The sequence below is a fragment of the Streptomyces sp. NPDC096136 genome (genome assembly GCF_044763325.1).
GTDB lineage: Bacteria > Actinomycetota > Actinomycetes > Streptomycetales > Streptomycetaceae > Streptomyces.
On the sequence record NZ_JBIWFZ010000004.1, the window covers coordinates 342,498 to 359,211 of the forward strand.

General features: G+C 75.0%; 19 protein-coding genes and 2 tRNA genes. 11 read left to right on the forward strand and 10 right to left on the reverse strand.

The window, feature by feature from the left end; translation table 11 throughout:
• Positions 1-157: 157 nt before the first annotated feature.
• Positions 158-994, forward strand: a complete 837-nt coding sequence (locus ACIRBY_RS10750; protein ID WP_403899039.1) for a helix-turn-helix transcriptional regulator — start codon at positions 158-160, stop codon at positions 992-994.
• Positions 979-1,179 carry a DUF397 domain-containing protein gene (locus ACIRBY_RS10755; RefSeq protein ID WP_403899042.1) on the forward strand — a complete coding sequence of 67 codons (201 nt, stop codon included), beginning with the start codon at positions 979-981 and terminating at the stop codon, positions 1,177-1,179. The genes ACIRBY_RS10750 and ACIRBY_RS10755 overlap by 16 nt, the downstream gene beginning before the upstream one ends.
• Here the strand turns inward: ACIRBY_RS10755 and ACIRBY_RS10760 are convergent.
• From ACIRBY_RS10760 to ACIRBY_RS10770, 3 genes are all read right to left on the reverse strand, one after another.
• A complete protein-coding gene (locus ACIRBY_RS10760; RefSeq protein ID WP_403899045.1) occupies positions 1,160-1,393 on the reverse strand; it encodes a UTRA domain-containing protein in 234 nt (77 codons plus the stop codon). The two genes, ACIRBY_RS10755 and ACIRBY_RS10760, sit on opposite strands and share 20 nt — an antisense overlap.
• Before the next feature lie 169 nt (positions 1,394-1,562).
• Positions 1,563-1,973 (reverse strand): hypothetical protein, encoded by a 411-nt coding sequence (locus ACIRBY_RS10765; RefSeq protein ID WP_365147566.1) that lies wholly within the window; start codon positions 1,971-1,973, stop codon positions 1,563-1,565.
• A 70-nt stretch (positions 1,974-2,043) separates the two neighbouring features.
• A complete protein-coding gene (locus tag ACIRBY_RS10770) occupies positions 2,044-4,974 on the reverse strand; it encodes an AAA family ATPase (RefSeq protein WP_403899048.1) in 2,931 nt (976 codons plus the stop codon).
• 139 nt (positions 4,975-5,113) lie between these two features.
• Between ACIRBY_RS10770 and ACIRBY_RS10775 the strand changes: the two genes are divergently transcribed.
• Entirely contained in the window at positions 5,114-5,815 is a 702-nt protein-coding gene (locus tag ACIRBY_RS10775; RefSeq protein WP_403899051.1) for a hypothetical protein, read from the forward strand.
• 83 nt (positions 5,816-5,898) lie between these two features.
• Here ACIRBY_RS10775 and ACIRBY_RS10780 read toward each other — a convergent pair whose 3' ends face one another.
• From ACIRBY_RS10780 to ACIRBY_RS10790, 3 genes are read right to left on the reverse strand one after another with little or no spacing between them, the layout of a single operon-like run.
• Positions 5,899-6,408: a pyridoxamine 5'-phosphate oxidase family protein gene (locus ACIRBY_RS10780; RefSeq protein WP_403899054.1), complete on the reverse strand. Its 510-nt coding sequence runs from the start codon at positions 6,406-6,408 to the stop codon at positions 5,899-5,901.
• 36 nt (positions 6,409-6,444) lie between these two features.
• On the reverse strand, positions 6,445-7,182 hold the full coding sequence (locus tag ACIRBY_RS10785) for a vWA domain-containing protein (RefSeq protein ID WP_403899057.1): 738 nt from the start codon (positions 7,180-7,182) through the stop codon (positions 6,445-6,447).
• Positions 7,179-7,862 carry a PadR family transcriptional regulator gene (locus ACIRBY_RS10790; RefSeq protein WP_403899600.1) on the reverse strand — a complete coding sequence of 228 codons (684 nt, stop codon included), beginning with the start codon at positions 7,860-7,862 and terminating at the stop codon, positions 7,179-7,181. Before ACIRBY_RS10790 ends, ACIRBY_RS10785 begins: the two co-directional genes overlap by 4 nt.
• 107 nt (positions 7,863-7,969) lie before the next feature.
• Between ACIRBY_RS10790 and ACIRBY_RS10795 the strand changes: the two genes are divergently transcribed.
• Positions 7,970-8,698 carry an SDR family NAD(P)-dependent oxidoreductase gene (locus tag ACIRBY_RS10795; RefSeq protein ID WP_403899060.1) on the forward strand — a complete coding sequence of 243 codons (729 nt, stop codon included), beginning with the start codon at positions 7,970-7,972 and terminating at the stop codon, positions 8,696-8,698.
• A gap of 59 nt (positions 8,699-8,757) precedes the next feature.
• A complete protein-coding gene (locus ACIRBY_RS10800; RefSeq protein WP_403899603.1) occupies positions 8,758-9,660 on the forward strand; it encodes an alpha/beta hydrolase in 903 nt (300 codons plus the stop codon).
• Here the strand turns inward: ACIRBY_RS10800 and ACIRBY_RS10805 are convergent.
• Together ACIRBY_RS10805 and ACIRBY_RS10810 are read right to left on the reverse strand one after the other, a co-directional pair.
• Positions 9,623-9,696 (reverse strand) — tRNA-Ser (locus ACIRBY_RS10805). The two genes, ACIRBY_RS10800 and ACIRBY_RS10805, sit on opposite strands and share 38 nt — an antisense overlap.
• 56 nt (positions 9,697-9,752) lie before the next feature.
• A tRNA-Ala gene (locus ACIRBY_RS10810) sits at positions 9,753-9,827 on the reverse strand.
• 67 nt (positions 9,828-9,894) lie between these two features.
• On the opposite strand from ACIRBY_RS10810, the gene ACIRBY_RS10815 reads away from it, so the two are divergent.
• The 3 genes from ACIRBY_RS10815 to ACIRBY_RS10825 all read left to right on the forward strand — a co-directional run bounded on the left by ACIRBY_RS10815 (position 9,895) and on the right by ACIRBY_RS10825 (position 11,693).
• Positions 9,895-10,245: a hypothetical protein gene (locus ACIRBY_RS10815; RefSeq protein WP_403899063.1), complete on the forward strand. Its 351-nt coding sequence runs from the start codon at positions 9,895-9,897 to the stop codon at positions 10,243-10,245.
• A gap of 42 nt (positions 10,246-10,287) precedes the next feature.
• Positions 10,288-10,644: a hypothetical protein gene (locus ACIRBY_RS10820; protein WP_403899066.1), complete on the forward strand. Its 357-nt coding sequence runs from the start codon at positions 10,288-10,290 to the stop codon at positions 10,642-10,644.
• Positions 10,645-10,967: 323 nt separating this feature from the next.
• Positions 10,968-11,693: a class I SAM-dependent methyltransferase gene (locus ACIRBY_RS10825; RefSeq protein WP_403899069.1), complete on the forward strand. Its 726-nt coding sequence runs from the start codon at positions 10,968-10,970 to the stop codon at positions 11,691-11,693.
• On the opposite strand, the gene ACIRBY_RS10830 is transcribed toward ACIRBY_RS10825, so the two are convergent.
• Together ACIRBY_RS10830 and ACIRBY_RS10835 are read right to left on the reverse strand one after the other, a co-directional pair.
• Positions 11,660-12,688 (reverse strand): acyl-CoA dehydrogenase family protein, encoded by a 1,029-nt coding sequence (locus tag ACIRBY_RS10830; RefSeq protein WP_403899072.1) that lies wholly within the window; start codon positions 12,686-12,688, stop codon positions 11,660-11,662. The two genes, ACIRBY_RS10825 and ACIRBY_RS10830, sit on opposite strands and share 34 nt — an antisense overlap.
• On the reverse strand, positions 12,688-13,833 hold the full coding sequence (locus tag ACIRBY_RS10835) for an acyl-CoA dehydrogenase family protein (RefSeq protein WP_403899074.1): 1,146 nt from the start codon (positions 13,831-13,833) through the stop codon (positions 12,688-12,690). The genes ACIRBY_RS10830 and ACIRBY_RS10835 overlap by 1 nt, the downstream gene beginning before the upstream one ends.
• A 74-nt stretch (positions 13,834-13,907) precedes the next feature.
• Between ACIRBY_RS10835 and ACIRBY_RS10840 the strand changes: the two genes are divergently transcribed.
• The 3 genes from ACIRBY_RS10840 to ACIRBY_RS10850 are packed head-to-tail and all read left to right on the forward strand — an operon-like array spanning position 13,908 to position 16,566.
• On the forward strand, positions 13,908-14,714 hold the full coding sequence (locus ACIRBY_RS10840) for an SDR family oxidoreductase (protein WP_403899077.1): 807 nt from the start codon (positions 13,908-13,910) through the stop codon (positions 14,712-14,714).
• 15 nt (positions 14,715-14,729) lie between these two features.
• On the forward strand, positions 14,730-15,380 hold the full coding sequence (locus ACIRBY_RS10845; protein WP_403899080.1) for a TetR/AcrR family transcriptional regulator: 651 nt from the start codon (positions 14,730-14,732) through the stop codon (positions 15,378-15,380).
• A gap of 28 nt (positions 15,381-15,408) precedes the next feature.
• Positions 15,409-16,566, forward strand: a complete 1,158-nt coding sequence (locus ACIRBY_RS10850; protein ID WP_403899083.1) for an acetyl-CoA C-acetyltransferase — start codon at positions 15,409-15,411, stop codon at positions 16,564-16,566.
• Positions 16,567-16,714: the final 148 nt, after the last annotated feature.

Sequence of the window (16,714 nt, forward strand, 5' to 3'; positions counted from 1 at the left end):
GTACGGCATTCCGACACCGCGCCCGCCATGTCCCCGACCAGGGATGGCGGGCGCGGTGGCGTTCGGTAGTCGTATGAATGCGTTCGGCTGAATCGTCAGGTTGGCGGGTCTACGCTTTTTCGCAAGCGATGGGACTGCGGACGCAGGGAGTTGGCTCATGGCCAAGCCGAAGGACGACGGCGCCGCTCAGACTCCGGAGGAGTTCGCCCGCGAGGAGCTGCGGCGGCACCGCGAGGCGGCCGCGATGACCCAGGAGGGTCTGGGCGAGCGGATCTTCGTGAGTGGGTCGTACGTCGGGCAGATGGAGTGCGGTACGCGACGGTTGAGGCCGGAGCTGGCGGTGCTGATCGACAAAGAGCTGGGTACGGGGGACTACTTCCTGCGTCTGGCTCATGCGTTCAAGACCAAGTTTGTGGAGTACTTTGCCGAAGCGGTCGAGCTGGAACGTGTGGCGACGGCCATTTACGAGTACGCGTCCACCTTGGTTCCCGGGCTGTTCCAGACGGAGGACTACGCCCGGGCCGTGATGCGGGGCGGCAACCCCACCGCGCTCGCCGACTACGTCGAAGGCCTTGTCGCGTCCCGTCTGGCCCGCGCACGACTGCTCGACCATCCGACGACACCCCAGCTGTGGATCGTCCTGCACGAGGCAGTACTGCGGACGGCGGTCGGGGGACCGGGCGTGATGGCCGCTCAACTGCTGCACATCGCCGGTTACGTCCGCGCGCATCGGATCACCGTCCAGGTGGTGCCCTTTTCGGCCGGCTCCCAGGGCGCACTGGGCTCCTTGGTGACCATCATGAAGTTCGCCGATGCCCCGGACGTGGTGTACACGGAAGGGCCCCGCGTGGGGCAGTTGGTCGACTATCCGGCGCTGGTTCAGGACCATTGGAGGCTCTACGATCTGAGCAGGGCTGCCGCGTTGTCGCCTGAGGCATCCCTGGCCTTGATCGAGTCGGTGGCGGAGGAATACGCGAAATGCGCGCAGACGTGAACGGCCTGTCCTGGAGGAAGTCCTCGTACAGCAACTCAGAGGCCAACAGCTGCGTCGAGGTGTCCGACGATCTCCCCGGCATCGTCCCCGTCCGGGACAGCAAGCAGGCGGGCGCCGGTCCGGTCCTGTTCTTCCCCGCGGCGGCGTGGGCTCCGTTCATCCAGGCTACGAAGACCCGAGCCTGATCTCGTACCGCAGCTGCTGACGCCCGGCGGGCATGACCATCACGTCCGCCTGGATCGCCCGGTCCGCCGAGTCGTACGTGGTGCGGGCGAGTTGCAGCACGGGCTGCCCAAGGCCCAGGCGGAGTCGCTCGTACTCTTCCTCGTCCGGCATCCGGGCCGTCACCGTCTCCACGACCCGCACGCCGACGTGCCCCAGGGCGGCCAGCAGGGTCACCGCACCACGACCGTGTCCCGGGTCGGCAGGCCCAGCATCAGGGCGACGGCGGGCGGCGCCGGCGTCTCCCCGGCGTGGACGATGCGCTGGCCGCCCCGGCGGCCGGCTCCCCGGGCCCCCTCGGTCCAGGCGTCCGGGGTCCCGAGGGGGCGCGGGGTCTCCGGCGGGACTACTCCGGCTGGACGACCACCGCGCCCCAGCGTATGGACGGGGACGAGGCGGTCACCGTGGCGCCGAAGCTGCCCGACAGGCCCGTGCCCAGCGGGACCGTGACGCGGGACGGGGTGTCCGGCGGGCAGTCCAGGGTGAACGGGGCCGGGTCCCGGTCCGGCTGGTTGTGGAAGTGGAAGGACACCTCGATGCTGCCGCCGCCCTCGCACGCGAAGGTGGTGGAGGTGTCCAGGTGGGCGTTGAGGCCGGCCGAGACGAACCCGCTGGAACCGGTGACCTCCGGTACCCAGATCACGCCGTCCGGCCCCGGATAGCCGATCAGTTCCTCCGCGGCCGACGCCTGGCCCGCGCCCGTACCCAGTGCGAGGACCGCTGTGACCGCCGCGAGCGTGATCGCCCTGTGCTTCATCTCTTCCCCCTCGGATGTCGGTGAGTCGACCGTTCCACGGTAAGTGCCCCCACTGACAACGCCCGTGGGGTCAGGGAGCGTTCCGGGCCGTGAGGGCCGCCAGGGCCGCTCGGGTGGTGACTCCCGTCTTGCGGAAGATGTGGGACAGGTGGGTGTCCACCGTGCGGGGGCTCAGGTAGAGGCGGGCCGCGATCGCCGGGGTGGTGAGGCCCTCCGTCACCAGGGCCGCGATCTCCCGCTCGCGCGGGGTGAGGTGGGGGAGCGGGGGCCGGGCGGGGACCGGGGGGAAGAGGTCCGCCAGGCCCGTCAGGAGGCGGGAGCCGCCCGCCTCCGCCAGACGGCGGCCCCGGTGCCACAGGGCCGACGCCCTGCGGGAGCCGCCCGCGCGGGCGGCGAGGGGGGCCGCCATCACGAGGGCCTGGGCCTCCCACAGGGTGGCCCCGGCGCCGGCCGACACCGCGGCCGCCCGGACGTAGAGGTCCGCCGCCCGTGACGGTTCCCCCCGCGCCGCCCGCAGCACGGCCTCGCTGCGCAGGGCCGAGGCGTGCTGGCTGGGAAGGTCCAGGCGGAGCGCGTCCTCGGCCGCCCGCGCCGCCCAGGACTCCGCCTCCGCGAGGTCACCCGCCGCCACCGCCGCGTTGACCAGGGCCTCCAGGAACAGCGGCCGCAGCGACGGCTGGAGGCCCGTCAGCTCCGGACCGCGCCCCGCCCGCAGCATCGCGGCCCGCGCCCGCTGGTGGTCCCCGCAGTACAGGGCCGCGTAACCCAGCACGCACCATCCGAGCGAGGCCCACCAGCTGCTGCGGATCCCGGACAGCGCCACCGCCTCCTCGGCCAGCGCCAGAGGGGCGGTGTCACCGGGCGGGAGGGACGGGATCAGCACCTGGGCCCTGTTGCCCAGGACCAGGCCGAGGAGTTCGTCGCTGCCGATGCCGCGCGCGATGTTCTCGGCCTCCTCCGACAGCTCCAGCGCCGACTCCAGCCGACAGGTGTTCATGGACACGACCGACTTGCACACCAGCAGGTGCGGCAGCAGGTGCGGCGGCCCCACCCGCCGGGCCAGGGCCAGCCCCCGGTCCGCGTGCCGTTCCGCCTCCGGGTAGCGGTCCAGGTAGAACTCCGTCCAGGCGAGCCGGGCCAACGGCTCGCTCAGGTCCGCGAGTTCCCGGTCCGCCAGCGCGTCGACCCGTGCGGCGGCCCGGTCGGCCAGCCTCCGGGCCTTCGCCGCAGCGGCGCCCCCGTACGTCTCCCCGAGCGCGGCCGTGGTCAGCGCCCCCGCCGCCGCCGGCTCGTTGCGCAGCCGCAGGGCCAGCCCGTACGTCCGCAGCACGTCCTCCCGTACCTCCGGGTACGACAGGACGTGCGGGGCGCACGAGCCCAGCTCCAGCCCCAGCGCCAGCGCGTCCGCCGGGCGGGGGGCGGGCCGGCGGGCCAGCTCGCGGCGCAGCAGCGCCACCGCCTCCCCGTACCGGCCGAGGTGGCGTTCCATCGAGGCGCACAGGGTGACGGCCGACGCGCGCAGACCGTCGTCCCGGCCGGCGCCGTCCACCTGGGAGATGAGGGACACGAGGAGGTCCCGGCTCGCGCGCAGTTCGCCGCAGGCGCCCAGCGCCCGGGCCCGCCGCAGCAGCAGTCCACGGCGCCGGGTGAGCTGTTCCGGGGTGTCCGGCAGGATCTCCAGCACCACTCCCAGCCAGTGCGCGCAGCTCGCGGGGGCCGTGGTCTGCGCCTGCTCCGCCGCCTCCAGCAGGGCCGCCGCGGCCCGCGGGTCCCACCCCGTCAGCGCCCGCTCCACGTGGTGGGCCCGTACGGCGGCCGCCGCGCCCGCCGCGGCCAGCGCGGCGGCCGCCCGCCGGTGCATGCCCGTGCGCCGGCGGGGTTCGGTGTTCTCGTAGACCACCGTCCGCAGCACCGGGTGCCGCAGCGACCAGCTCCCGCCCGGGCCCGGCCGCAGCAGGTCCCGGCCGGCCAGGGCGGCGAGGTGCGCGTCGAGGAGGGCGCGGCCGGCCACCTCCGCCGTCCGCGCGAGTACCGGCGCGGTGGCCTGGTCGCCGAGCACCGCCACCGCCTCGGCGGTACGGCGCTGGGCGGCGGTCAGCGGGGTCAGCTCGTCCAGCAGCAGCGCGGTGAGCCCGCCCGCCGGGACGGCCGGTCCGGCGGCCTGGCCCTGGAGCAGCGTGAGGAAGTACAGCGGGTTGCCGCCGCTCGCGGCGTACAGCCGGCCCGCGCGGGCCGGCGGCAGCCCCGGCGCCAGCTGCTCCACGCACGTCCGCTCGGCGAGGGGGCCGAGGTCCAGGCGCAGGACCGCTCCGGTGTCGACGCCCCGGGTGAGGGCGGCGGCGAGGGAGGCGGAGGTCTGCCGGTCCCGGCGGGCCACGACGAGGAGCACGGGCCCGCGCGGGGGGTGGCGCACGAGGTGGTCGAGGAGCTCCAGGGAGGCCGGGTCGGCCCAGTGCAGGTCGTCGAGGGCGACCAGCAGGCCGTGGCCCCCGCCCGTCCCGCTGCCGCCGCCGCTCCCCTGGGCGAGGGCCGCCAGGAGCCGGGCCGTCGCCCGGTGCACGGCGAACCGGTCCACCGGGGCTTCCGCGCCGCCGTACGGCTCCGCGTGTGAGGGCGGTCCCGGTGCCGGGCCGGTCCCCGCGCCCGGCCCCGTCGTGGTCGGGTCCGGGCCGGACGGGATCCCGTACAGGACCGGCGCGACCGCCGGGTCCGGGGCGCGTCCCGTCGTCGCCTCCGGGTCCAGGTCGGCGAAGGCGTCCGTGAACAGGCTGAAGGGGATGTGCCGTTCGTACTCCGTGGCCCGGCCGCGCAGCACGGTCAGGCCCCGGGCGCGGGCCCGCCGGCAGACCTCCGTGAGCAGCCGGCTCTTGCCCATGCCCGCCGGGCCCGTGAGGTCCACGACCCCCGGAGCCTCGCCCGCCGCGCCGATCACCGCGCCGATCACCGCGTCCAGCCGGTCGAGTTCGGCCCCCCGGCCGACCAGCGGAGCCCTGTCCACCATGACGCCTCCCCGGGGGACCGGTACCCGCATTCGGCGCCGGGGATACGTACGGGCTACGTAGGCGGTTCTACGGATGCCGCTCGTGCGGCCGGGCTGTCAGCATCGGAAGTGGTTCCGGTCCTGCCAGTTGGGAGTCCCGATGCGTCGATTACGGCTGCCCGCCGCCGCGTTCCTCTCCTTCTCCGCACTCGTCCTCGCGGGCTGCTCGGGCGCCGGGTCGGGGGCGGACATCGGGGCGGGAGCGGCCCGGTCCAAGTCCCCCGCCCCCGCTTCCCCTTCCGCCTCCGCGTCTCCTTCCGCTTCCCCCTCCTCCTCCGGCGCGTCGGGTGTCATCCCCTCGGCCGCCCCGGCCCTCCCGTGCACCTCGACCAAGGGCCTGGACGCCCCCGCCCTGACCGACTACCTCAAGGGGCTCAAGAGCAGCGACCGCACCGACTCCCGGGCCCTGTTCATGGTGGACGACGGGGTGTACCTCCGGCTGGTGAAGACCCAGCCGCCCTGCGAGCCCGTCCCGGTGAAGCTCGGCTTCTTCCGGGTGGACATGACCCGCTCCACCGACTCGGCCGGCTACGCGTTCACCTACGCCCCGATCCGGACGACGACCGTCTCCGTGGGCCCGTCGGACGGCAAGGTCGACGGCAGCCTGCCCCCGGCGCCCTCGGGCTGCGGCGGCGTCCTGTCCGTCTCCTACGTGGGGCGGGACCTCGTCCAGAGCGACCTCCCGCACAGCCTGCGGCTGCCGGGCAAGGACTCCACGCTGGACTGGGTACTGATCGACGTGGAGCGCGACGGAGTCCTGGACGCCGTCTTCAAGCCCCCGCCCGGCGCGCGGGACTGCTGAGCCGCCGGACGGGACCCGGACGGCCGGACGGGGCGGTGCACCGTGGGGGTGCGCACCGCCCCGCCCGGCCGTACGGCCCCCGGTCAGCCGGCGGGGACCTCGCGGGCCGGCTCGTCGTCGTTGCCCCGGCGCAGGACGCGCAGTCCGCGCGCCGGGGTCCAACTGCGGACGACCAGCTCCTCCCCGTCGACGGCGGTGTGGACCACCTCGGTCAGGTCGGCGTGGAAGAGGTGGAAGGGGTGCGGGGTGTCCTTCTCCTCCGCGTAGCGGTGCAGCTCGGGCGGGTCCACGATCTCCACCGCGCGGCCGGAGACCCGTACGTCCCCGTCGGGCATGGTGTCGCCCGGCCCCGGGTTGGTGTGCAGGGCGAAGCGCGGGTCGCGCTGGAGGTCGCGGGCCTTCATCGAGCCCGCCATCATGCCCAGCCACAGCTCGCCGCCGCGGAACTCGACGTTCAGCCCGGTCGCCCGGGGGGAGCCGTCCTTGCGGAGGGTGGCCAGGACGTGGTGCGGGAACTGCTCGAAGCGGGTCCGTACCGCCGCCGCGAACTCCGGTTCCGCCTTCTCGAACGCCGCCCAGTTGTTCATCGTCATACGCCCATCAAAGCGCGCGCCCCGGACGGCGGCCGGTCAGGCGCGCACGACGCCCGCCCGGCGTGCCGCTGCCAGCCAGGCCGGGAACTCGCCGACGAGGCGGTCGTACAGTTCGGCGTCCGGTACGGCCCCCGGGTCGTCGCCCGCGTGGAAGTAGCCCGCGTTGTCGACCACCCGCTTCTGCGGCACGGGCAGCTCGTCCAGGCGGCGCAGGAAGTCGAACTGGCTGCTGCGGGTGTCGCCGAAGCCGACGAACTGCCAGAACAGGGGGAGCCGGGCCGCCTTGCACAGGTACCGCTCCGCAGCGGTCTTGTCCACGGGCCCGCCGTCCGTCTGGAAGACGACCAGGGCCGGGTCGGGGGAGCCCGAGTCCAGGTAGTGGTCGATCACCGCGTCCATGGCCAGGTGGTAGGCGGTCTTCCCCATGTGGCCGAGGCCGGCGGCGATCTGGGTGACCCGCCCCTCGTGGCCGCGGAGGGATACCTCCTCGATCGCGTCGACCCCGGTGGAGAAGAAGACGACGGGGACGCGGCCGTCGGAGTCCAGGTGCGCCGACAGGCCCAGGACGCGGTCCGCGAGGGCCTGCACGCTGCCGTCCCGGTAGTAGGGCCGCATGGAACCGGAGTAGTCCAGGACCAGGTAGACCGAGGCGCGCCCGCCGTCCAGGCCGTGCTTGCGGAGGGAGACCCCGGCGCTCTTGTACAGGTTCACGAGGGCGGGGGCGGTCTCCTCGACCTTGCGGAGGTCGATCGCGCTCCGGCCCGTGGCGGTCACGGGGTGCGGTCCGTTCCGGAGGGGTCGGAGGGGCCGGAGGGGACGGACGGGCCCGAGGGAGCGGCGGCTCCGGCGGCTCCGGGCGCGTGCAGGGCCTCGATGTCCTCCAGCATGGCCGCCGCCAGGTCGCGCTCGGAGGCGTAGTACCGCTCGGCCCACTTGAGGGTGAGGGTGGGGTACGCCCAGGCCTCCTCCTGCGCGGCCGCCGCGTCCGCCTGCGCGCCGAGCCGCATGCCCTCGGCGAACTCCTGTTGCTGGAGCAGGAGTTCGCGCATCTGCTCCGGCTCCAGCAGATGGCCCAGCCACAGCCGCAGCATCGGCCCGTGCTTGAGCACCGGCGGGTCGACGGGCGTCTCGCGCGCCCAGTGGCGTACGGCGTCCATGCCCTCGTCGGTGATCCGGTACACCCGCTTGTCGCGGGTGCCGGAGTCCTGGGCGACCATCCGGGAGGAGGCGTAGCCGGCCTTCTCCAGGCGCTTGAGCTCGCTGTAGATCTGGCTGAAGGAGGGGCTCCAGTAGAAGAAGCGCAGCGACCAGTCCGACCACTTCTTCAGGTCGTAGCCGGAGAGTTCCTCGCCGAAGGAGAGCAGTCCGAGCACGGCCCAGCTGGTCGCGGGGAGCGCGCGCCGGGCCGCTGTACCGGGAGTGTCTTCTGCCGTCTCGTCTGCCACGCAGCGCAGTCTACGACCGGTTGCCGCGGTGCCCTTCCGTCCGACGGGCATGACTGCTAGAAGTGTTCCTATTAGGCATATATTCGCTCAACTCCCGCCGTTCGCATGGAGGAAGCGTGATCTCGCTGGACGGGAAGGTCGTCGTCATCACCGGCGCCGGGCGCGGCCAGGGCGCCGAGGAGGCCCGGATGTGCGCGCGGGCGGGGGCGCGGGTCGTCGTCACGGACGTCCGGGAGGAGGAGGGCCGGGCGGTCGCGGCGGAACTGGGCGGCCGGGGCCTGTTCGTCCGGCACGACGTGGCCGACGCCGACGGCTGGGCCGGGGTGGTGCGGGCGGCCGTGGCCGCCTTCGGGACGGTGTCGGCGCTGGTCAACAACGCCGCCCTGTGGCGCACCGCGCACATCGAGGAGCAGAGCCCGGAGGGCTTCGAGGAACTGCTGCGGGTCAACCTGCTGGGGCCGTTCCTCGGGATCCGGGCGGTGGCTCCCGTGCTGCGCGCGGGCGGGGGCGGCTCGATCGTCAACGTCTCCTCCACCGCCGGACTGGTCGGCGTCCCCGGCCACGCGGCCTACGGGTCCGCGAAGTCGGGCCTGCGCGGGCTGACCCGCGCGGCGGCCCTGGACCTGGCCGGGGACGGGATCCGGGTCAACTCCGTGCACCCGGGCGCCGTCGACACGCCCATGGTGGCCGGGGCGGTCGAGGGGCGGGACTGGTCGCACGTGCCCTTGGGGCGGATGGGGCGGCCGGGGGAGGTGGGGGAGCTGGTCCTCTTCCTGTGCTCGGAGGCCGCCTCCTACGTGACGGGCGCGGAGTTCGTGGTCGACGGGGGGATGACGGCGCGATGAGCGGGGCCTTCGCGGAGGGGGACCCGCTGTCGCCGGACGCGCGGCGGCTGTGCGACGCGATGGCGGCGTCCTTCCCGGGGCCCGGGGACGTGGCGGCCCTGCGGGCGGCGGCCGCCGCCGGGGCGGACCGGCCGGGTGCGCCGTGGCCGCAGGCGGCCCGGGTGCGGGACGCCGAGGCCTGCGGGGTCCCGGTACGGGTCTACGACCCCGCGCCGGGGCGGCGGGGGCGGGTGCTCGTCGTCTACCTCCACGGCGGGGGCTGGGTCATGTGCGGGCTGGACACCCACGACGCCCTGTGCCGCGGGCTGGCCGGGGCCTCGGGGGCGGTGGTCGTCTCGGCCGGCTACCGGCTGGCCCCGGAGCACCCCTGGCCGGCGGCGGCCGACGACGCCCTGTCCGTGCTGCTGTGGGCGCGGGCCGAGGCGGGCCGGCTGGGCTGCGACCCGGGCCGGGTGGTGGTGGCCGGGGACTCCAGCGGGGGCAACCTGGCGGCCGTCACCGCGCTGCGGGCGCCGGAACTGCTCGCCGGCCAGCTGCTGGTCTACCCGCCGCTGGACGCCTCGATGGGCTCCGGGTCGGTGACGGCGTACGGGCGGGGGTACTTCCACACCGCCGCGCACATGGCCTGGTACTGGGAGCAGTACGGCGGCGACCCCGCGCACCCGCACGTCTCGCCGCTGCGGGCGCCGGACCTGTCCGGGCTGCCGCGCACGCTGATCGTCCTCGCCGACTGCGACCCGCTGCGGGACGAGGGACTGGAGTACGCGCGCCGACTGGGCGGGGCGGGGGTGGAGTGCGAGGTCCGGCTGTACCCGGGGGTCTTCCACGGCTTCCTCGGCCTGCCGCTGCCGGCCGCGGCGGCGGCCCGTGCGGGGGCGGCGGCATGGCTGGGCGCCACGGGGCGGCGGGGCCAGGGGGACGGGGACGGGGCGGCCGGATTCGAACCGGCGTCCTCCTCCTGAGCAGGGAGGCGCAACGACCTCTGTGCTACGGCCCCGTCCTTGCGGACGATCCTAGTCACCGGTCTGCGGTCGCTCCCCGGGGAGGGGAAGGGGGCGGGGCGGCCGGATTCGAACCGGCGTCCTCCTCCATGCTGTGTAGGCGCACTGCCTCTGTGCTACGACCCCGCCCTTGTGTTCGATCTTAGGCGGATCCGGGGCGGGTGCGCGCGGGGATTTCCCCGGCATGATGTGTCCATGCCTGGATTCCTCCTGCGCACCGTCCTGCTCCTCGCCGTGGAGTCCGGCGCCGCCCTGCTGCTGCGCGACCCCGGGACGCCCTGGATCCCCGTGCTGCTGGCGGTGTTCGTGGCCGGCTCGGCCGTGCCGCACGGCACCGACGCGGAGTTCGCGGCCCGCTTCCTCGTCGCGCTCACCGCGGTGGGGGTCGCGAAGGTCGGGGCCGCGGTGTGGGAGGGGCACGGGGCCGTGGCCCCGGCGGGGCTCGGGGCGCTGCTGGTGCTCCAGACGGCGGCCCTGCTGCGGCTCTCGCGGCGCGGCCGCGCCCGTGGCCGTCGCCGTCCGCCGCCCCGCCGCGGCCGCCGCTGAATCCGCTGGCCCGGCGCCGCCCTCCCGCCTAGGGTCGCCCGTATGTCCAGCACCCCTCCGCCCACCACCACCCTCTGGCGCCCCACCGGTCCCGTCGAGCTCGACCTGGTCCGCGCCCTCGACTGGCGCGCCTGGCCGCCCAGGCTGCCCGAGCAGCCGATCTTCTACCCGGTGCTGAACGAGGACTACGCGGTCCGGATCGCCCGCGACTGGAACGTCAGGCATGACGGGGCGGGCTTCGTCACCCGCTTCGAGGTGGACTCGGCCTTCCTGGAGCGCTACCCGGTCCAGCGGGCCGGCGGCGAGACGATCCTGGAGCTGTGGGTCCCGGCGGAGGAGCTGCCGGAGTTCAACGCCCACATCGTCGGGCGGATCGAGGTGGTGCGTGAGTTCCGCTGACGGGGGCGTGCCCGGGTCGGTCGCCGCTATGCGGAGCGGTCCCCCACCCCACCCTTCCACCCTTCCTTGCCATGCTCTGTCCGGGGGCCTCTGACTCTCTCGGCCGCGACGCTCACGACACGGCGCTCCGCGCCCGCGCCTCAAACGCCGGCGGGGCTGTACCCAGCCCCGCCGGCGTTTGAGGCGCGGGGCTGCCTCCCGTTGGCGAGTGCACGAGGAACGGTGGAAGGGCGGGGTAGGGGACCGATCTGTGCAGCGGCGGCCACGATCAGCGGCGGGATAAGCGGTCGTCAGGGGGCGGCGGGGCGGCGAAGAATGGCGGCATGACGACTCGCGCCAGGTCCTTCGATGCCGCCGCCGCCCTCTACCACGCCTCCCGGCCCGGATACCCCGAGGCGCTGTTCGACGCCGTCGAGGAGCTCGCCGGGATACCGCTGCGCGGGGCCCGGGTGGCCGACGCGGGGGCCGGGACCGGGATCGCCAGCGCGCTGCTGCACGCCCGCGGGGCGCGGGTGCTCGCCGTGGAGCCCGGCGACGGCATGGCCGCCGAGTTCCGCCGCGCGCACCCCGCGATCCCGATCGTGCGCGGCGACGGCGACCGCCTCCCCCTCGCCTCGGGCTCCCTCGACCTCCTGACCTACGCCCAGGCCTGGCACTGGACCGACCCGGCCCGTTCCGTCCCCGAGGCCCGCCGCGTGCTGCGCCCGGGCGGGGCCCTCGCGCTCTGGTGGAACGACCTGGACCCGTCCGTCCCCTGGATCGCCGGGCAGGACGAGCGGATCGCGGAGCTCTTCGGGGCCCCCGCCGGCCCCCAGCCGCGTCAGACCCCGGAAGGCCTGGACCTCACCACCCGCGAGGTCCGCTGGTCGCGCCGGATCCCGCTGGACGCGCACCTCGCCAACCTCTCCAGCCACTCCGCCTTCCTCCTCCTCGGAGAACCCGCCACCCGGGAGTTCACCGGGGCCGAGCGGGAGCGGCTGCTGGAGCTCTTCCCCGACGGGACGGTCGAGGAGTCCTACGTGGTCACCCTGCGCGTGGCCGTCCTCTGAGGCAGGCCGCGGACCACCTCCGCCCGGCACTGCGACGGCGTGCCCCAGGCGTCGCGCAGCGGCCGGGCCCTGCGCAGCCACAGCGACAGGTCCAGCTCCTGCGTGTAGCCGACCGCGCCGTGCAGCTGGAGGGCGGTGCGGGCGGCCGCGTACGCCGCCCCGCCGGCGGCCAGCTTCGCCGCCGCGACGTCCCCGTCCGCCGGCGACAGCGCCGCCGCCCACAGCAGCGGACGGGCGAACTCCAGGTCCAGCAGGGTGTCCGCCAGCCGGTGCTTGACGGCCTGGAAGCTCCCGATCGGCGCCCCGAACTGGGTGCGCTGCTTCGCGTACTCCACCGTGCGGGCCAGCAGCTCCTCGCCCACGCCCAGGCACTGGGCCGCCGTCAGCAGCCGCGCCCACCGCGCGGCCGTCTCGGCGGCGGCCAGGACGGCCGGGCCCTCCGCCAGCAGCTCCCCGCCCGCCGCCGGGACGCCGAGCCCGCGCGCCGGATCCAGCGAGGGCAGCCGCTCCCCGGCACCCGGCGCCCGGCGCAGCTCACCCCCCGCAGGCCCGGCGGACACCGTGAAGCAGTACGCCGCAGCGTCGGGGTCCAGCGCATACGGCGAGCCGCCCGGCAGGGTCAGGGTGGCCAGGGCGTCACCCGCGACCAGCCCCGGGAGGAACCGTTTCGCCGGCCCTTCGTCCCCGAGCCGCGCCAGCTCCCCCAGCAGCACCGCCGCCGCGGCCGTCTCCACCACCGGCCCCGCCACCCCCGCCCGCCCCAGCTCCACGAACCCGAGCGCCAGCTCCACCGGCAGCGGCCCCAGCCCCTCGTACGCCTCCGGCGCGGCCAGCGCGCACAGGCCCGTGTCCGCGAGCCGGGACCACAGGGCCCGCCCGGGCCCGTGGTCTCCGGCCGCCCAGGCCCGTACGGTCGCGGGGACCCCGGCCGCGCCCAGCAGGGAGCGCAGGGTGCGGGCGAAGTCGGACTGTTCACCGGTCGGCTGGAAGCGCATCAGCGGCGGCCCTTCGGGAGGCCGAGCAGCCGCTCGGCGATGATGTCGCGCTGGATCTCGTTCGTCCCCGCGTAGATCGGCCCGGCCAGCGAGAACACCCACGGCTCGGCCCACGGCCCGCCGGCCAGCTCGGCGTCCGGGCCCAGCAGGTCCAGGGCCGTCTCGTGCAGGGCGATGTCGTACTGCGACCAGAACACCTTGTTCAGGCTGGACTCGGCGCCGATCTCCCCGCCCGCCGCGAAGCGGGTGGCGCCGGCCCAGGTGAACAGCTCGTAGGCGCGCGCCCCCACCACCGCGTCCGCGACCCGGTCGCGCAGTGCCGTGTCCGCCGGGTCCCCCTGCTCCCGCCACAGGCCGGCCAGCCGGCCGGCGGCCGCCAGGAAGCGGCCGGGGGAGCGCAGGGTCAGCCCGCGCTCGTTCCCGGTGGTCGACATCGCGATCCGCCAGCCCTGCCCCGGCTCCCCGATCACGTCCTCGTCGGGGACGAAGACCCCGTCCAGGAAGAGCTCCGCGAAGGCCGGCTTGCCGTCGAGGCGGCCGATGGGCCGCACGGTCACGCCCGGCGCCCGCAGGTCGAACATCAGGTACGTCAGCCCCTGGTGGGGCTTGGCCGCCCCCGGGTCGCTGCGGAAGATGCCGAAGGCCCGGTCGGCGAAGGCCGCCCGCGAGGACCAGGTCTTCTGCCCCGACAGCAGCCAGCCGCCCGCGGTGCGCACCGCCCGAGACCTCAGCGAGGCCAGGTCGGAGCCCGCCTCCGGCTCCGACCAGGCCTGCGCCCAGACCACCTCGCCGCTCGCCATGGGCGGCAGCACCCGCGCCCGCTGCTCGGGGGTGGCGTGGTCGAAGAGGGTGGGGGCCAGCAGGCTGATGCCGTTCTGCGAGACCCGGCCGGGCGCGCCCGCCGCCCAGTACTCCTCCTCGAAGACCAGCCACCGCTCGATGTCCGCGCCCCGGCCCCCGTACTCCTCGGGCCAGGACACCGTCGACCAGCGGTCCGCGTGCAGCCGCGCCTCCCACTCCCGGTGCGCCGCGAAGCCCTCCCGGGTCTCCAACGAGGGCAGCGGGCGGTCCGGCACGTGCTCGCGCAGCCAGGCCCGGGCCTCCGCCCGGAAGGCCGCCACCTCGGGGGAGTGGTCGAGGTCCATCAGCCGTTCGCCTCCTTCGGGGCGGCGCCGCCGCATGCTTCCCTAACAAGTGTTTGGTAGGTTAACGTACGGCCATGAGCAGCGTCGAGGAGTCCCGCAACGAGGCGCCCGCGTACGTCCCCGGCCACGGCCTGCTGCGCGGCCGCACCGCCGTCATCACGGCCGCCGCCGGCGCCGGGATCGGCGGCGCCACCGCCCGCCGCTTCCTGGAGGAGGGGGCCCGCGTCCTGATCGGCGACGCCCACGCCCGCCGCCTGAAGGAGACCGAGGCCGCCCTCGCCGCCGAGTTCGGCGCGGACCGGATCGCCTCCCTGCCCTGCGACGTCACCGACGAGGAGCAGGTCCGCGCCCTCTTCGCGCACGCCGAGCGGCTCCACGGCGGCCTCGACGCCGTCGTCAACAACGCCGGACTCGGCGGCACCGCCGACCTCGTCGACATGACCGACGCCCAGTGGACCCGCGTCCTCGACGTCACCCTGAACGGCACCTTCCGCTGCACCCGCGCCGCCCTGCGCGCCTTCAAGGACTCCGGGCGCGCGGGCGTCGTCGTCAACAACGCCTCCGTCGTCGGCTGGCGCGCCCAGACCGGCCAGGCCCATTACGCCGCCGCCAAGGCCGGGGTGATGGCCCTGACCCGCTGCGCGGCACTGGAGGCCGCCGCGTTCGGCGTCCGGGTCAACGCGGTCGCCCCGAGCCTCGCCATGCACCCGCACCTGGTGAAGGTCACCAGCGAGGAGCTGCTGGCCGAACTCACCGCCCGCGAGGCCTTCGGCCGGTACGCCGAGCCGTGGGAGGTCGCCAACGTCATCGTCTTCCTGGCCAGCGGCTACTCGTCCTACATGACGGGCGAGACGGTCTCCGTCAGCAGCCAGCACCCCTAGGCCCAGAATGGGCCCGTGCCAACGAACCAGCCGAACGCCGGGCCGGCCGCCCGGCCGGCCGCGAAGAAGAAGCCGCAGGTGACCCCCTCGCCCGAGCGGCGCCGGGAGCTCCTCGACACCGCCGCCGAGGTCTTCGCCGCCCAGGGCTACAACGCCACCACCGTCCGCAAGATCGCCGACGCCGCCGGGATGCTCGCCGGCAGCCTCTACTACCACTTCGACTCCAAGGAGTCGATGCTCGACGAGATCCTCTCGGCCTTCCTGAACGAGCTGTGGGACGGGTACGACACCGTCCTCGCGGCGGGCCTCGGCCCCCGGGAGACCATCGAGGCCCTCGTCACCGAGTCCTTCCGCGAGATCGACCGGCACCGCGCCGCCGTCGCGATCTACCAGAAGGAGGCCCGCACCCTCTCCGCCCAGCCCCGCTTCCACTACCTCTCCGACTCGCAGGTGAAGTTCGAGAAGGCGTGGCTGGGGACGCTGGAGCGGGGGGTCGCCGCCCAGGTCTTCCGCGCCGACCTCGACATCCGACTCACCTACCGCTTCGTCCGCGACACGGTGTGGGTCGCGGCGTCCTGGTACCGGCCGGGCGGACAGCACAGCCCCGAGGAGATCGCCCGCCAGTACCTGTCGATGGTGCTCGACGGGATCGCCGTACGCCCCTAGAAGCCAGCAGCCAGCAGAGGAGCCCCCGATGCCCGAGGCCTACATAGTCGACGCCGTGCGCACCCCCGTCGGGCGGCGCGGCGGCGGCCTGTCCCAGGTCCACCCCGCGGACCTGGGGGCGCACGTCCTCAAGGCGCTCGTCGAGCGGACCGGGGTGGACCCGGCCGCCGTGGAGGACGTGGTCTTCGGCTGCCTCGACACGGTCGGCCCCCAGGCGGGCGACATCGCGCGGACCGCCTGGCTGGCCGCCGGGCTGCCCGAGGAGGTCCCCGGCGTCACCGTCGACCGTCAGTGCGGCTCCTCCCAGCAGGCCGTGCACTTCGCCGCGCAGGGCGTGCTCTCCGGCACCCAGGACCTGGTCGTCGCGGGCGGCACCCAGAACATGTCGATGATCCCCATCGCCTTCGCCTCCCGGCAGGCGGCCGAGCCCCTGGGCCTCACCGAGGGCCCCTACGCGGGCTCGGCCGGCTGGCGCGCCCGGTACGGGGACGCCCCCGTCAACCAGTTCCACGGGGCGCAGCTCATCGCCCGGAAGTGGGGGATCTCCCGGCGGGACATGGAGGAGTTCGCCCTCGCCTCCCACCGGCGGGCCGTCCGCGCGATCGACGAGGGCCGCTTCGACCGCGAGACGGTCCCGTACGGGGACGTGGCGGTCGACGAGGGGCCGCGCCGCGACACCAGCCTGGAGAAGATGGCCAAGCTGCCGCCGGTCGTTGAGGGCGGCACCATCACGGCGGCCGTCTCCTCCCAGGTCTCCGACGGCGCGGCGGCGATGCTGATCGCCTCCGAGCGGGCGGTCGCCGAGCACGGCCTCACCCCCCGCGCCCGGATCCACCACCTGTCGGTGCGCGGCGAGGACCCGATCCGGATGCTGTCGGCCCCCATCCCCGCCACCGCCCACGCACTGAAGAAGACGGGGCTGACCCTCGACGCCATCGACCTGGTCGAGATCAACGAGGCCTTCGCGCCGGTGGTGCTGGCCTGGCTGAAGGAGACGGGCGCCGACCCCGCCCGGGTGAACGTCAACGGCGGCGCGATCGCCCTGGGCCACCCCCTCGGGGCGACCGGCGTGAAGCTGATGACCACGCTCCTGCACGAGCTGGAGCGCACCGGCGGCCGCTACGGCCTCCAGACCATGTGCGAGGGCGGCGGCCAGGCCAACGTCACGATCATCGAACGCCTCTGACCCGGGCGGGCGGCAGCCGGTACGGGGCGGGGCCGCACACCGGCCCCGCCCCGGCGAAGGCCTCCTCCGCGCCGAGCACACCGAGCCCCCAGGGCTGTTTGATCGCCGTCGTCCGCGCAGTGAAGCAAGATCCGGGCGAGGTGTGCTA

Excerpts from the sequence above, each read along its gene's own strand:
- ACIRBY_RS10825 (WP_403899069.1), top strand. The coding sequence starts at position 10,968 with ATGACGACTCGCGCCAGGTCCTTCGATGCCGCCGCCGCCCTCTACCAC.
- ACIRBY_RS10835 (WP_403899074.1), bottom strand. The coding sequence starts at position 13,833 with ATGGACCTCGACCACTCCCCCGAGGTGGCGGCCTTCCGGGCGGAGGCC.
- ACIRBY_RS10840 (WP_403899077.1), top strand. The coding sequence starts at position 13,908 with ATGAGCAGCGTCGAGGAGTCCCGCAACGAGGCGCCCGCGTACGTCCCC.
- ACIRBY_RS10820 (WP_403899066.1), top strand. The coding sequence starts at position 10,288 with ATGTCCAGCACCCCTCCGCCCACCACCACCCTCTGGCGCCCCACCGGT.
- ACIRBY_RS10755 (WP_403899042.1), top strand. The coding sequence starts at position 979 with ATGCGCGCAGACGTGAACGGCCTGTCCTGGAGGAAGTCCTCGTACAGC.
- ACIRBY_RS10815 (WP_403899063.1), top strand. The coding sequence starts at position 9,895 with ATGCCTGGATTCCTCCTGCGCACCGTCCTGCTCCTCGCCGTGGAGTCC.
- ACIRBY_RS10780 (WP_403899054.1), bottom strand. The coding sequence starts at position 6,408 with ATGACGATGAACAACTGGGCGGCGTTCGAGAAGGCGGAACCGGAGTTC.
- ACIRBY_RS10775 (WP_403899051.1), top strand. The coding sequence starts at position 5,114 with ATGCGTCGATTACGGCTGCCCGCCGCCGCGTTCCTCTCCTTCTCCGCA.
- ACIRBY_RS10850 (WP_403899083.1), top strand. The coding sequence starts at position 15,409 with ATGCCCGAGGCCTACATAGTCGACGCCGTGCGCACCCCCGTCGGGCGG.
- ACIRBY_RS10765 (WP_365147566.1), bottom strand. The coding sequence starts at position 1,973 with ATGAAGCACAGGGCGATCACGCTCGCGGCGGTCACAGCGGTCCTCGCA.
- ACIRBY_RS10800 (WP_403899603.1), top strand. The coding sequence starts at position 8,758 with ATGGCGGCGTCCTTCCCGGGGCCCGGGGACGTGGCGGCCCTGCGGGCG.
- ACIRBY_RS10750 (WP_403899039.1), top strand. The coding sequence starts at position 158 with ATGGCCAAGCCGAAGGACGACGGCGCCGCTCAGACTCCGGAGGAGTTC.
- ACIRBY_RS10770 (WP_403899048.1), bottom strand. The coding sequence starts at position 4,974 with ATGGTGGACAGGGCTCCGCTGGTCGGCCGGGGGGCCGAACTCGACCGG.
- ACIRBY_RS10830 (WP_403899072.1), bottom strand. The coding sequence starts at position 12,688 with ATGCGCTTCCAGCCGACCGGTGAACAGTCCGACTTCGCCCGCACCCTG.